We start from the raw sequence: 11,519 nt of genomic DNA, 5'->3' as shown, positions 1-11,519 counted from the left end.
ATCGATCGGTTCTTGGAAATGATGACTGCGGAGGTCGGGGCCGCGGCGAACACGGTGGCGGCTTATCGCAGCGACCTGACGCTTGCCTCGCAGGCGCTGGAAGGCGGATTGGCCGACGCGGATGCCGACGCGCTGGCCAAGCTTGCGAGCGGGTGGTCGGCCTTGTCGCGCTCGACCGTGGGCCGAAAGTCCGCCTCGCTCCGCCGCTTCTTCGCGTTCCTCGCCGATGAAGGCCACCGCGCGGACGATCCCGGCAAGGCGCTCCCGCGGCCGGGCACGGCACGCACCTTGCCGAAAATCCTCAGCCACGCCGATGTCGACCGCCTTTTCGCCGCGATCGCCGAGCGCGCCGCCCGCGATCCGCTCGACCCCAACGATTTGCGGTTATCCGCGTTGTTCGAACTTCTTTACGGATCCGGCTTGCGCGCGACCGAACTCGTCAGCCTGCCGCGCAACGCCGTCCATCCCGACCGCCCATTCCTGATCCTGCGCGGCAAGGGCGGGCGCGAGCGGCTCGTCCCCATCTCCGACCGAGCGCGCGCCGCCGTCGCGGTCTGGCGCACCCATGTCGCGACCGACCGACTCTGGCTGTTCCCCTCGGGCAAGGGCCATCTCTCGCGTATCCGCCTGTATCAACTCGTGAAGGCGATAGCCGCCGAGGCAGACATCCCCCCCGACCGTGTCAGTCCGCACGTGCTGCGTCACGCCTTCGCCACGCATCTGCTCGCCGGCGGTGCGGATCTGCGCGCGCTGCAATCGATGCTCGGCCACGCCGATATCGCCACCACCGAGATCTACACGCACGTCGATTCGAGCCGCCTCGTGGAGCTCGTCAACACGCGTCACCCTCTGGCGGATATGCCGCCGCGTTGACGCGAGCGATCTCGCGCCGTAACCGCCGCTGATGCCAAGCTTCCTCGACTTCGAGAAACCGATCGCCGAACTTCAGGGCCGGATCGACGAACTCCGCGACACCGCCGCCGAAGGCAGCGTCGACCTTGCCGCCGACATCGCCCGCTTGCAGGCGAAGTCCGACAAGCTGCTGAAGGACACGTTCGCGCGCCTGACGCCGTGGCAGAAAACGCAAGTCGCCCGCCATCCCGAGCGTCCGCACTTCAAGGATTACGTCGCCGCGCTGTTCGACGAGTTCGTGCCGCTCGCCGGCGATCGCGCCTTCGGCGACGACCAGGCGATCATTGGCGGCTTCGCGACGTTCCGTGGGCGGAAAATCATGGTGCTCGGCCATGAAAAGGGCGACGACACCGCGAGCCGCCTCCGCCACAATTTCGGCATGGGCAAGCCCGAGGGATACCGGAAAGCGATCCGCCTGGTCGAACTCGCCAACCGATTCGGCCTGCCGATCGTGACTCTGGTCGACACTTCCGGCGCGTTCCCCGGTATCCAGGCCGAAGAGCGTGGCCAGGCGGAGGCGATCGCGCGTTCGACCGAAGCGTGCCTCAACGCCGGTGTCCCAATCGTCTCGGCGATCGTCGGCGAAGGCGGCTCGGGCGGCGCGGTCGCGCTGGCCGCAGGCAACCGCGTACTGATGTTCGAACACGCGATCTATTCGGTGATCAGCCCCGAAGGCTGCGCGTCGATCCTGTGGCGCACCGCCGACAAGGCGCCGGAAGCGGCTGAGGCGATGCGGATCACCGCGCAGGACCTGCTGGCGTTCGGCGTCATCGACGGGATCGTCACTGAGCCGCTCGGTGGCGCGCATCGTGATCGTACCGCGGCGATCGAATCACTCGGCGGCGCGTTGTCGTCCGCGCTGGGTGAACTTGCAGCGCTTGCCCCCGCCGACTTGCGCCGAGAGCGTCAGGCCAAGTTTTTGAAGATGGGGCGTCTCTGAAAGCTGTCAAACCCGAGATCGGCCAAGGTCTAAGGCGGTGTTAAAAACTACGGCGGCAAAACCAGGTTTTGCCGCCGTAGCTACGTAATCAGATTGCGCTGCTCTTATCCAGCGGTCGAGTTCAGCTTGCCGCTGATCCGGTTGAACGTGCCGCTCACGCTCGTGCCGAGGTTCGTCATCGCTGCGATGGCAGCAACGGCGATCAGCGCGGCGATCAAGCCGTATTCAATGGCGGTCGCGCCCTTGTTGTCCTTAAAAAACTTGCGGATCATCTTCATTCCGGTCTCCATCGTTTCGATTGCGTCTGTGTCACCCGGCTGCACCGGACGGACCGGATCAGCGAGTTAAGGGATACAAGTGGTTGGTTGAGAAAGGTTTAAAGCGACTGTCGTTTCTTTTGCGGCTTAGCGCGCGTTGGCGACCTTCGTATTGACGTTGCTCCACAGGCTGGTCGTCGAGGTGCCGAGTGCGGTGGCACTGGCGATCAGCGCGATCACGACCAGCGCAGCGATCAGTCCATATTCGATTGCGGTCGCCCCCCGTCTTTCGCGCATCACGCGCGGAATCGTTCGGATGACGGCAAGCGTCGCGACGGATATAGAGCTCATGGATCCGGTCTAACCGCGGGGAAATTAAGGAATGACCAACGATCCGTCCGCATCGGGACCGATGCTTGCGGCGCCGTTGCTGCTGCCCGTCGTAGCGGCCGCGCTCGTCGACCTCGAAGGCCGCGTGCTTCTGCAACAACGTCCGGAGGGCAAATCGCTCGCGGGTCTCTGGGAGTTCCCCGGCGGGAAGGTCGAGCCTGGCGAGACTCCCGAGGCGGCCCTGATCCGCGAACTGGAGGAGGAGTTGGCGATCGTCGTGCCGCATGCCTGCCTCGCACCCGCTACGTTCGCCAGCGCGTCGCTCGGCGATCGCCATTTGCTGTTGTTGCTCTACATCACGCGGAAATGGACCGGCGTGCCGCGCGCGCTCGAAGCGACCGCGTTGCGCTGGGTAAAGCCAAACGAGATGCACGCGCTGCCAATGCCGCCCGCCGATCGCCCGCTGATCGGCCTGCTCGACGCTTTGATCTGATCGTTGTGCATCGTTGGTGGTCAGGTCCGTCGTAAGGCATCCAGACGTCGCGATTATGCACCCGACACGCCCGTCCGTTGGTTGACGCGCGGGTATGTCGGCTCGTCGTCCATCTTTGGCTCGTCACCAAGGCGGGTCGGCATACTCCGTGTTCAAAAAAGCGCTTGATCCCGGACGCTTGCAGGCGCATGAATTCTTCGCTGGCTACGTCCCAAGACCGTATCCGGCCATCCGGACTGCGGCTCGCGCGCGTTATTCCCTTTTCTCGAGCGAGCCGTTTCCGTCAAACCCATCGGTTAGCGACGCGGTCCGATGTGTGCCGACAGCGTGTATCGTTCGACCATTGTGCAACTCGAAGCGGGTAGGCTGCCGAACGTCTTCCTGAGTCCTCCGCTTCGGGGTAGCTGACGTCATGGCCCGTGCGCAAAAATTGAAAGTCTATCGGACACCCGCGGGGTTCAACGACGCGTATGTGGCGGCGCCGAGCCAGAAAGCTGCCCTGGAGGCCTGGGGCAGCGACCGGGACCTGTTCGCTCGCGGTATCGCCGAGCGCGTAACGGACCCGGCCTTGACCGCCGAGCCGCTGGCGTCACCGGGCGTCGTCATCAAACATTCCCGCGGGACCACGGCGGAACAGATCCGGTCGATGCCGGACCCTGCGCCGCGGTCGGAGGAGGACGAGGGGACGGATCACGCAACCGCCTCGACACGCTCTCGAAAAACCAAGACGGAGACACCGGCACGGCCTGCGTCCAAACCGAAGCCTGCGCCGAAACCGAAACCGAAACCGAAACCGGGCAGCGCCGAACTCGAAGCGGCCGAGGACGCCCTGGCGGCGGTGAAGTCCGAGTACGACCGCAAGATGAAGGCGTTGGTCGATCGGGAAGCCGTGCTGGCACGAGAACGCCGTCACCTCGAACAGCAACAGCGCGACGACATCGGTGCGGTGGAAGCCACCGTCGAGAACGAGCGCAGGACGTATGACGATGCCATGCGCCAATGGCGAAAGTCCAAAGGCAGCAGTTAGCGTGCCCTCGTCGTGTCGACGCCAGCCTTCGCGGACGGACAATGCCTCGCATGGTTCTAGGTTACCGCGCCGCTAACCCTCATTTTGGGGAACGATCGGCCCGTGGCATGGCTTTTAGGGCCATCTGCACCTCTATTCCGACTGGATCGATGATGAGCACGAACCTGGTATCCGCGGTTTTCGACACGCACGCCGACGCGGAGCGCGCCGTCTCCGACCTTCGTAGCGCAGGCGTGAACGACGCCGCGATTTCGATCGTCGCGCAGCACGAGGGCAAGACCATGACGACCGATGGCACTGGCAACGATACGCAGGAATTCGTCGGCAAGGTCGCCGCGGGCGCGGGTATCGGCACGCTGCTCGGCATCGCAGCGCTTGCGATCCCTGGTGTCGGCCCCCTCGTCGCAGCCGGAGCGATCGCGTCCGCCGCGATCCCCGGGGCCGCGATCACCGGCGCCGCGCTTGGTGGCGCGGTGGGGGGCCTGGAAAAGGTCATGACCGATCACGGCGTAAGCCGGGTCGACGCGAGCTATTACGAAGGGCGGATCAACGAAGGCGGCGTCTTCCTCTCGGTCGATACCAATGCGGCGGGTATCACCGCGGAAGACGCGGCAGACATACTCTACCGCGCGGGCGGCCATAGTTCGACGCGCACCAAGGTCGCGGTGGCGTAACCGTCGGAACTTCCGAGATGATGAAAGGTGGGCGCTCTGTCTGTAGAGCGCTCATCGTTTTGGTCCTGCTCCCATCGCAGCAAGCCGGTATTTGTATCTGATTTCCGCGAACCGAGCCGGATGACGGCGCATTCACTGGAGGCCCGACCGGGAATCGAACCCGGGTGCGAGGATTTGCAGTCTTGGTACTTAGCGTTCCCATACATTCCGAGGGGTTCCCAAGCCATTTGACAGACGTGCTTTTCATGGCTTGTCTTAGCTTGGGACATTCCCTGAACCCCCGTGTAATTCCGGGCACGATTACACAGGAATTACGCCAAGCTGCGGGCGCGTGCACTAGCCCAACCGACTGGTCTAAACCCCGTACCGCTTGTTGCCGCCGCTAGTGATGCAATACCGTCCACCACGCGGTCCGACGCAGATGTTGCGGCCAGAGCATGGGCAGGATCCGCCGCCATAGTTGTAACGGGGCGCACTTCGAGCTCGGCCCTTTCGCCGTGTCGAACGATGCGGCGAACTGGACCAGAACGAAGATCGGCGACTAGGCCGGCTAATGCGCTCCCCGTTCGTATGGACGCTACGGTTCACAGCACGGGTCTGTCGCAAGCTTGGAGCGGTTGGCGTCCGCGGTGCTTTGCTCGCTGACATAACGCGAGGCTACCCAGCAGCTTCGTGGCGTATGGCGGATCAGCGACCAATGGTCCCGGCGCCGCTATACGGACACGTCGGTACCGGCAGGGATTCGGGCAACGATTCATCCGATTGCGGTTCAGAGGTGTGCGCTCGACACTGGTATAGCCGAGCTGAACGCGGCACTCGCCGATCGGGGGCTTACCGCTTGGTGTTCAGCGTGCCAGCGCTAGTCATCCGATACGTATCGCGGGTCTGTTGAGCACCGTCTGCCGTGATCCCGTCGTACTGGCGCCAAGCAGCAGCAGTGTTGCATACCCGCGTGGCCATGAAGGAGCCTGTTGCGTTCATCGACCGGCAAATCTTCTTCTCCTTCTCCGGCTTTGCAACGCTTTTGGCGGGTTGATCCGAGTTTTGAGCGCCCACGGCGACTGGGCTGATAACCAATGCAACTGCGATCAAGATTTTCATCGTGGGTCTCCATGCCTGTACCAGGCCCACTAGGGGCGATTGCTCGTCCGGATGGATTTAGTGTGGCACGCCTGTCGTCGTCATTCGATACACGTCTCGGGTCTGTTGCGCGCCGTCGGCAGTAATGCCATCGAATTTGCGCCAGGCTGCGGCGGTGTTGCATACGCGCGTCGCCATAAAGGAGCCCGTCGGCGTCAACGACCGGCATATCTTCTTATCTTTGGCTGGCGTGTCGGTCGCCTTGGCCGGGCCTTGCGAAGTTTGGGCGTTTACCCCAGTGGGCGCGAGGATCAGCGCAACTGCTGCTAGAAATTTCATTCTTCGACTCCTGCCTCTTGCTAAAAACTATACGATTAATCTTTGTACGCAAGTACGTCATGACGGCTGACGTTCTCCGCTATTGTCGCGTCTGTTCGGATGTGGCCGCACTCTTGAACACGCGTCCATCCTCTTTTGGGACAGGTGCGAGGAAGCAATCCTCGCCCTACAGCGTGCGGGACTATAGGCGGTGAGCATCTGCTGGTTAGGAGCGTTACATGCTTGAGTTCCTGGCGATCGTTCCCGCAGTGGCAGCGATGTCGATCGGCACGCGCTCAGTGCTTAAATCTCGTTCACGTCGACAAAGGTCAGAACGCCGCCAGCAGCGTCATAAGCGAGAAGCTGGGCTTTGGTGGGCAACGATGTGGCTGTCGAAGGACAAGCGTCAGAAAAAACTAACCTACCGACAGGACTGAAGACCTACGTGCCCAACGCAATGAAGATACTCTGTTCGCTTATTTGCCACCGTCGAATGAAGGGGAAGGTCTGGCACGATACATCAGATTGGCGATCCGAATGCGCCAGATGTGGGATCCCGATGATACGGGATCACCGAACTAGTAAATGGCGTGCGTTTCGGCCCGGCGACGCTTCGCCCAACCGTAAGGACGCGTCTCCTTCGGGCACAGGGCGGAAGTGACATCGCCGGGAGTTGTGACGATGAAAGGGTTCAACAGTCGGCCAGCCGCAATGTTATTGGCGCATATCTCCCCACGCTGAGTGCCGCGGTGCCGGCCGCTATGTCACGACAGGCGCAAGAAGTTTCGTAGGACGCGCGTCGGGGCGCCGGGCGTCTTTCAGCAACTCAACGAGCCCTTGGCCTTCAAAGGTAAATGGCGGAACGCGCCGATCCGGCATAGATACCCGCACCCCATTCAACGCGCCGGCCCGAAGCGTCTGTAGACCAGCTACCAGCGCCGCCAGCGTGCCTTCACCGATTATGACAGACTCGTCGCCACGACGTTCGACGGCGACCGCGTTCTCGTTCCACAGTGGCATACGTTAGCTTTCCCCGCCCTGATTCTCTAACTTGCTCGAAGCGTAATCGAAACGGGGCCGGTATGGTTTTAATTCGTGTTGATCTGCCGCACGATGATACTGTGCCGGTAGCTCGCGGTAGAGCGTCGAGCAAACCACGACAGGTATAATATTGTGCAGTTATACTGGACCGACTTCACGGTACCCGGGTCGGGCTTGCGGTGTCAGGGACAGGAGGGCTTGCCGCATGGCTTTCACGGCGTCCCGTTTGCCCGCGCTGGTAGATCGAGCCTCGTTGACCCTGCCCAACTCCCCTACCGTCAGCGGACGCCCAAGCTGCCGTTCGTAATGCGAGATGAACCTGCTGGGTTTCATCTTACGATCATAGGTCAGGTCGTCGGCATCACCTAATGTTAGAACCTGCTGTCTTACGTTCCACAGCAGCGTTACTGCTTCGTTTCATCCGTCGCGACTGCACCCATCGTCATTGCCAGCAGCGATGCCCCCCGTTGTTCGTGATCGAGTTTTAGCAGCCGGACCCAGTGCGCTATGTGCTTCCCGGCCGCCTCGATGCCTTTGCGCTGGAGCTGCGGCGTCGTCAGGTTCGTATCGTTTTGGATGACCGACGCGATCGAAAGCGCGAAGAAGTCGATGATGTCGTCGGCGACCAGCTCTTGGTCGGCCGAGTTTGCCGCCAGGTACTGCATGACGATGGGCATCATCTCCTGGAACAGGTCGATCTTGGCCTGGTCATCTACCTTCATGATGTCCGCGGGCATGCTGGCGTCCTCCGTTTGTGACATGTATTGCGCGGGGCCGGGCAGCGAAAGGCGTGTCCGATTGGTCTCGCCAGTATCGGAGTCGTCATGAACCCCCCTCGAGAATGGTTTCAGCCCAAGATCATAGGCATTGGATGGACACCGCGAACCTGGGAGGGCTGGGCGATCCTTGGCGCCGTGATCGCGATCGGCGCGCTTGTCGGTCGAGTGAACTTCTAATGTGTAATCGAGCAAGGTTCGCCGGCGAGCCGGAGACCATCACCGAACGCTTCGGTGCAGACTGGCTTGCCGATAAGCCCATGGACAACCGGTTCGACCCGAAGGAATTGCGCCCGTTCGGTCGGGCGTACGTCGTGCGGAACGAAGGTGAGCGCCGCGGGCTCGACGTGATGGAGTGGGACGTCTTGGCGGGGCAGGCCAAGCAGGCTGGTCGCAAAGTTGCACAGACCAACGTCCGGACACTTCATCTCCCACAATGGCGCTCGCTCGTCACCGAGCCAGCGAACCGCTGCCTCATCCCGCTTACGGAATTTTGCGAGTGGGCGCGCGAGCCCACCGACCTTGGCGACGGCAAGAAGCCGATCAAGGGGGAGATGTGGTTCGGTGTGACCGACCAGCCCGTGTTCACGATCGCCGGCTTCTGGCGACAGGTCGGTGACCGGCGCTACTTCGCGATGGTCACGTGCGATGCGAACGAACTGGTGGCACCGATCCACCCCAAGGCGATGATCACAATCCTGCGGCCGGACGATCACGATCGGTGGTTGAACGGTAGTTATGACGACGTGCTGGCGTTGCAGCGACCTTACCCGGCGGATCTAATGACGGTGCGGGGGCCGGTATTCCCGACGCGCACGGTGACGCCTCGGCTGATCTAAGCACGGTCCCCTTGGTCCCGCTCAGGTTTTGGCCAGACCAGGTTGGGCCGGATCGACCTCCACCTTCGTGTCGCTGGGTTCGAAGCGGATCGTCCAACGGGGATACCCTTCCGGCGAAACTTCAATGTCAGGCAGGCCGATCGGATCGGTACCTGTTTCGACCCAGCCAGCGCCGTGGCACCGGTCGCATGCCATTCGCCTGCACCGGAAACTGACGAGATCGATCTCAGTATTCCACTGCCCGCGGCCCTTGCAGACCGGGCACATGGCATCCAGGCTGCCATTACGCGGTTGAAGGGGCACGACGTCGAACGCGTGGGGGCTGTTTGGTCCGTCGCAGTGAACGATATTGCTGGCGTGGGGCATACGATCTCAATTTTAAGTTTCGTACTCTAACGCCGGGTTTCGTCGTGCAGATCCCGTTACGCTGTCATCTCCCTCCGGAAAATTCGTCTCATCTACCGCTGTCTGAATGTTGTTCACCTTCCGCCCAGGGTGTCAGCGCCAGCCGCTGCCGAAACTCATCAAGGCATTGGGCGCGACGCGTCGGCTCCTCATCGTGCAGGTAGCGCCGCATGTCGGCCTCAAGTCGGGCTGCAGCGGCAAAGCTCCCGTCTTTGGTCGGCGTCATCATTCCCCGAATCGCCGCGATGTCTTCCTTCAACTGCTCCTGCTCACCGTGGGTGAATGCATCGCTGTCCACGATCAGCTTGGCCGACATGATCGCCGTCATCATGGGGAAGGCGAAACCTGGACCGAAGTGCATGAGGAAGAGCGCTACCGCCCTACCGGTCTTCGTCACGGGGTAGATGTCGCCGTAGCCCGTGGTTGTCGCTGTGGTGAATGCCCACCAGAATGAGTCGACCGCGTCATATTTACCCTCGGCAATCTCGAAAATGATCGCTGATGTAGTGACGGTGACGAAGTAGATTACCGCGACGAGGAGAAACGATCGGCCCATTAGCGATGCGAGTTTCTTCATAGCCCACCCTCGTTGGCGCCCGCCCCCGGACAACTGCGATGAAGCGTATCGCTGTTCGCGTCATTGATCTACCACTGTCGTGAACGGGCGCATGAAGGGAATGCGACTACGCTCGAACTGTCGGCACCTCAGAGATGTCGGTCGTCCATGCTGGTGACCGCATCTCCGACCGCATCTTCCACTCTCGCTTGAACCCCTGCGACGCCGTCACCGCAGTCCACGTGCCGAACCTGCCGTTGATGGTGTCGAGTGCCCCCATTAGTCGGTCCCGCTTGGCTGTATCCTCCTCGAACAGCGTGCGCGGCCGCTCGTTCTCGGGAAGCAGATCGTCGAGCATGATGCCCGCCTTTGTGTAGGCGTAGCCATCGCGCCACACCCTATCAGCGCCGCGCCTGGCCGCCGCGATGAGTTCGAGGCTGTCGTTCGTCATCGGGTGCAGCGTGACCATACGCGATGCCCCATACTGGGGCCGGTCGGGCTTGTGCTTGTTCGTGTGGAAGAACACGGTCAGCCGGGCCGCGACGAGCCCGTGCGATCGCAGTTTCTCGCCAGCTCGCAGCGCGTATTGCGACAGCGCGCCCATCATCCGCTCAAAGTCGCAGATCGGCGTCCCGAACGATCGGGTGACCGCCATGCCCTTCCGCCGCGGCTCGACCGATTCAACGGCGTTAGACGGGACACCGCGCAGCTCGGCCACTAGGCGTTCGAGGACGACGGTCCCGACGGCGCGGGCCTGCTTCATAGGCATCTCACGCAGCGCGCCGGCGGTATGAATACCAAGATCGGTCAGCTTGCGTGCGGTGGCGCTGCCAACGCCCCACACGTCACCGACCGCGAAGGCGTGCATCACATCGCGGCGCACATCGTCGTCGCGAAGATCGGCCACGCCTTCGAACTGGGGGTCCTTTTTGGCAGCGGCGTTCGCCAGCTTCGCCAGCGTTTTGGTTTCTGCGATGCCGACGCAGGTGGAGATCGTCGTCCAAAGCTGGACTTGAGCACGCATCGCATTGGCGTGGGCAACGAGATCCCGGCCCTCAAATCCCGCCAAGTCCAAGAATGTCTCGTCGATCGAGTATATTTCGAAGTCGCGGGCGAAGGACTCGCAGGCGGCTATTACCCTGCGCTGCATGTCACCGTAGAGGGCGTAGTTTGACGAGCGAACTTGGATGCCATGCTGCCGAACCTTGTCGCGCAGGTGGTGGATCGGATCGCCCATTTTGATCCCAAGTGCCTTCGCCTCAGCCGACCGGGCGATCGCACATCCGTCGTTGTTCGACAGGACGATGACCGGCACGCCGACCAGGCTGGCATCGAAGGCGCGCTCGCAGGAGACGTAATAGTTGTTGCAGTCGATCAGGGCGATCGGCGTGCTCATGCCATCTTGCGCGCGACGCCGACGACCGTGCCCCATATCTCGACATGCTCATCGACCAGTATGTCCGCGAACCCTTCGGCCTCGGGAACGAGCCAGTGACGGCCGTCGACGTAGCGCAGACGCTTCAGGGTCCGGTCGCCATGCACCAGCGCCACGACAATCGCGCCGGCCTTGGGCTTCTTGGCTCGGTTCACGACGATGAGATCACCGTCGTTGATTCCTGCACCGGACATGGACCGGCCATCGACGCGCATGATATAGCTCGCAGCCGGATGCTCGACGAGCCACGCGCCCAGGTCGATCGGTTCCTGCATGTCGTCCTGCGCAGGCGACGGAAACCCGGCTTGCGTATGGACGAGGAAGAAAGGCACCTCGCACGGCACCAGTTCGAACGGGACGTCGTGGAGCCGCAGCACCTCATCGCGACGGTTCAGCGGGACGACGACGGGTCGGCCTGAGTTGGTCGAGCGCATGA

16 protein-coding genes are annotated in these 11,519 nt (G+C 62.3%); 7 read left to right on the top strand and 9 right to left on the bottom strand.

The window, feature by feature from the left end:
* Positions 1–18: 18 nt before the first annotated feature.
* Positions 19–873, top strand: coding sequence for a tyrosine-type recombinase/integrase (locus tag AC1ME3_RS00730; protein WP_480955874.1), 855 nt, complete (start codon positions 19–21; stop codon positions 871–873).
* Positions 874–904: 31 nt separating this feature from the next.
* Positions 905–1,852 carry an acetyl-CoA carboxylase carboxyltransferase subunit alpha gene (locus AC1ME3_RS00725; protein WP_480954430.1) on the top strand — a complete coding sequence of 316 codons (948 nt, stop codon included), beginning with the start codon at positions 905–907 and terminating at the stop codon, positions 1,850–1,852.
* Between the two features lie 104 nt (positions 1,853–1,956).
* On the opposite strand, the gene AC1ME3_RS00720 is transcribed toward AC1ME3_RS00725, so the two are convergent.
* Together AC1ME3_RS00720 and AC1ME3_RS00715 are read right to left on the bottom strand one after the other, a co-directional pair.
* Positions 1,957–2,130 (bottom strand): Flp family type IVb pilin, encoded by a 174-nt coding sequence (locus AC1ME3_RS00720; protein ID WP_480954429.1) that lies wholly within the window; start codon positions 2,128–2,130, stop codon positions 1,957–1,959.
* Positions 2,131–2,256: 126 nt separating this feature from the next.
* A complete protein-coding gene (locus tag AC1ME3_RS00715; RefSeq protein ID WP_480954428.1) occupies positions 2,257–2,460 on the bottom strand; it encodes a Flp family type IVb pilin in 204 nt (67 codons plus the stop codon).
* A gap of 31 nt (positions 2,461–2,491) precedes the next feature.
* Here AC1ME3_RS00715 and AC1ME3_RS00710 point away from each other — a divergent pair, with 31 nt between their 5' ends.
* From AC1ME3_RS00710 to AC1ME3_RS00700, 3 genes are all read left to right on the top strand, one after another.
* On the top strand, positions 2,492–2,932 hold the full coding sequence (locus AC1ME3_RS00710; protein WP_480954427.1) for a (deoxy)nucleoside triphosphate pyrophosphohydrolase: 441 nt from the start codon (positions 2,492–2,494) through the stop codon (positions 2,930–2,932).
* Positions 2,933–3,344: 412 nt separating this feature from the next.
* Positions 3,345–3,959, top strand: coding sequence for a hypothetical protein (locus AC1ME3_RS00705; protein WP_480954426.1), 615 nt, complete (start codon positions 3,345–3,347; stop codon positions 3,957–3,959).
* Between the two features lie 149 nt (positions 3,960–4,108).
* Positions 4,109–4,633 (top strand): hypothetical protein, encoded by a 525-nt coding sequence (locus tag AC1ME3_RS00700; protein ID WP_480954425.1) that lies wholly within the window; start codon positions 4,109–4,111, stop codon positions 4,631–4,633.
* 831 nt (positions 4,634–5,464) lie between these two features.
* On the opposite strand, the gene AC1ME3_RS00695 is transcribed toward AC1ME3_RS00700, so the two are convergent.
* Positions 5,465–5,734, bottom strand: a complete 270-nt coding sequence (locus AC1ME3_RS00695; protein WP_480954424.1) for a hypothetical protein — start codon at positions 5,732–5,734, stop codon at positions 5,465–5,467.
* 57 nt (positions 5,735–5,791) lie between these two features.
* Positions 5,792–6,052 carry a hypothetical protein gene (locus AC1ME3_RS00690; protein WP_480954423.1) on the bottom strand — a complete coding sequence of 87 codons (261 nt, stop codon included), beginning with the start codon at positions 6,050–6,052 and terminating at the stop codon, positions 5,792–5,794.
* Positions 6,053–6,270: 218 nt separating this feature from the next.
* Here AC1ME3_RS00690 and AC1ME3_RS00685 point away from each other — a divergent pair, with 218 nt between their 5' ends.
* Positions 6,271–6,468 carry a hypothetical protein gene (locus tag AC1ME3_RS00685; protein ID WP_480954422.1) on the top strand — a complete coding sequence of 66 codons (198 nt, stop codon included), beginning with the start codon at positions 6,271–6,273 and terminating at the stop codon, positions 6,466–6,468.
* A gap of 1,008 nt (positions 6,469–7,476) precedes the next feature.
* Here the strand turns inward: AC1ME3_RS00685 and AC1ME3_RS00680 are convergent.
* Positions 7,477–7,809, bottom strand: a complete 333-nt coding sequence (locus AC1ME3_RS00680) for a hypothetical protein (protein ID WP_480954421.1) — start codon at positions 7,807–7,809, stop codon at positions 7,477–7,479.
* A 218-nt stretch (positions 7,810–8,027) separates the two neighbouring features.
* Between AC1ME3_RS00680 and AC1ME3_RS00675 the strand changes: the two genes are divergently transcribed.
* Positions 8,028–8,687, top strand: coding sequence for an SOS response-associated peptidase (locus tag AC1ME3_RS00675; protein WP_480954420.1), 660 nt, complete (start codon positions 8,028–8,030; stop codon positions 8,685–8,687).
* Positions 8,688–8,708: 21 nt separating this feature from the next.
* Here AC1ME3_RS00675 and AC1ME3_RS00670 read toward each other — a convergent pair whose 3' ends face one another.
* The 4 genes from AC1ME3_RS00670 to AC1ME3_RS00655 form a co-directional block, all read right to left on the bottom strand.
* Positions 8,709–9,053: a hypothetical protein gene (locus AC1ME3_RS00670; RefSeq protein WP_480954419.1), complete on the bottom strand. Its 345-nt coding sequence runs from the start codon at positions 9,051–9,053 to the stop codon at positions 8,709–8,711.
* Positions 9,054–9,141: 88 nt separating this feature from the next.
* A complete protein-coding gene (locus AC1ME3_RS00665) occupies positions 9,142–9,669 on the bottom strand; it encodes an ion channel (RefSeq protein WP_480954418.1) in 528 nt (175 codons plus the stop codon).
* A 106-nt stretch (positions 9,670–9,775) separates the two neighbouring features.
* Positions 9,776–11,044 (bottom strand): Y-family DNA polymerase, encoded by a 1,269-nt coding sequence (locus tag AC1ME3_RS00660; protein ID WP_480954417.1) that lies wholly within the window; start codon positions 11,042–11,044, stop codon positions 9,776–9,778.
* Positions 11,041–11,517 (bottom strand): LexA family protein, encoded by a 477-nt coding sequence (locus AC1ME3_RS00655; RefSeq protein WP_480954416.1) that lies wholly within the window; start codon positions 11,515–11,517, stop codon positions 11,041–11,043. The genes AC1ME3_RS00660 and AC1ME3_RS00655 overlap by 4 nt, the downstream gene beginning before the upstream one ends.
* Positions 11,518–11,519 lie beyond the last annotated feature (2 nt).

It is taken from the genome of Sphingomonas sp. BL2, assembly GCF_056680015.1.
Note: the sequence above shows the minus strand (reverse complement) of the source record. Positions and strands in the feature narration are given on the sequence as shown.

What these genes read in the sequence shown, in the direction of transcription:
- AC1ME3_RS00690 (WP_480954423.1), bottom strand. Translation starts at nt 6,052, where the DNA reads ATGAAATTTCTAGCAGCAGTTGCGCTGATCCTCGCGCCCACTGGGGTA.
- AC1ME3_RS00685 (WP_480954422.1), top strand. Translation starts at nt 6,271, where the DNA reads ATGCTTGAGTTCCTGGCGATCGTTCCCGCAGTGGCAGCGATGTCGATC.
- AC1ME3_RS00675 (WP_480954420.1), top strand. Translation starts at nt 8,028, where the DNA reads ATGTGTAATCGAGCAAGGTTCGCCGGCGAGCCGGAGACCATCACCGAA.
- AC1ME3_RS00695 (WP_480954424.1), bottom strand. Translation starts at nt 5,734, where the DNA reads ATGAAAATCTTGATCGCAGTTGCATTGGTTATCAGCCCAGTCGCCGTG.
- AC1ME3_RS00710 (WP_480954427.1), top strand. Translation starts at nt 2,492, where the DNA reads ATGACCAACGATCCGTCCGCATCGGGACCGATGCTTGCGGCGCCGTTG.
- AC1ME3_RS00660 (WP_480954417.1), bottom strand. Translation starts at nt 11,044, where the DNA reads ATGAGCACGCCGATCGCCCTGATCGACTGCAACAACTATTACGTCTCC.
- AC1ME3_RS00670 (WP_480954419.1), bottom strand. Translation starts at nt 9,053, where the DNA reads ATGCCCCACGCCAGCAATATCGTTCACTGCGACGGACCAAACAGCCCC.
- AC1ME3_RS00655 (WP_480954416.1), bottom strand. Translation starts at nt 11,517, where the DNA reads ATGCGCTCGACCAACTCAGGCCGACCCGTCGTCGTCCCGCTGAACCGT.
- AC1ME3_RS00680 (WP_480954421.1), bottom strand. Translation starts at nt 7,809, where the DNA reads ATGCCCGCGGACATCATGAAGGTAGATGACCAGGCCAAGATCGACCTG.
- AC1ME3_RS00715 (WP_480954428.1), bottom strand. Translation starts at nt 2,460, where the DNA reads ATGAGCTCTATATCCGTCGCGACGCTTGCCGTCATCCGAACGATTCCG.
- AC1ME3_RS00730 (WP_480955874.1), top strand. Translation starts at nt 19, where the DNA reads ATGATGACTGCGGAGGTCGGGGCCGCGGCGAACACGGTGGCGGCTTAT.
- AC1ME3_RS00700 (WP_480954425.1), top strand. Translation starts at nt 4,109, where the DNA reads ATGATGAGCACGAACCTGGTATCCGCGGTTTTCGACACGCACGCCGAC.
- AC1ME3_RS00725 (WP_480954430.1), top strand. Translation starts at nt 905, where the DNA reads ATGCCAAGCTTCCTCGACTTCGAGAAACCGATCGCCGAACTTCAGGGC.
- AC1ME3_RS00705 (WP_480954426.1), top strand. Translation starts at nt 3,345, where the DNA reads ATGGCCCGTGCGCAAAAATTGAAAGTCTATCGGACACCCGCGGGGTTC.
- AC1ME3_RS00720 (WP_480954429.1), bottom strand. Translation starts at nt 2,130, where the DNA reads ATGAAGATGATCCGCAAGTTTTTTAAGGACAACAAGGGCGCGACCGCC.
- AC1ME3_RS00665 (WP_480954418.1), bottom strand. Translation starts at nt 9,669, where the DNA reads ATGAAGAAACTCGCATCGCTAATGGGCCGATCGTTTCTCCTCGTCGCG.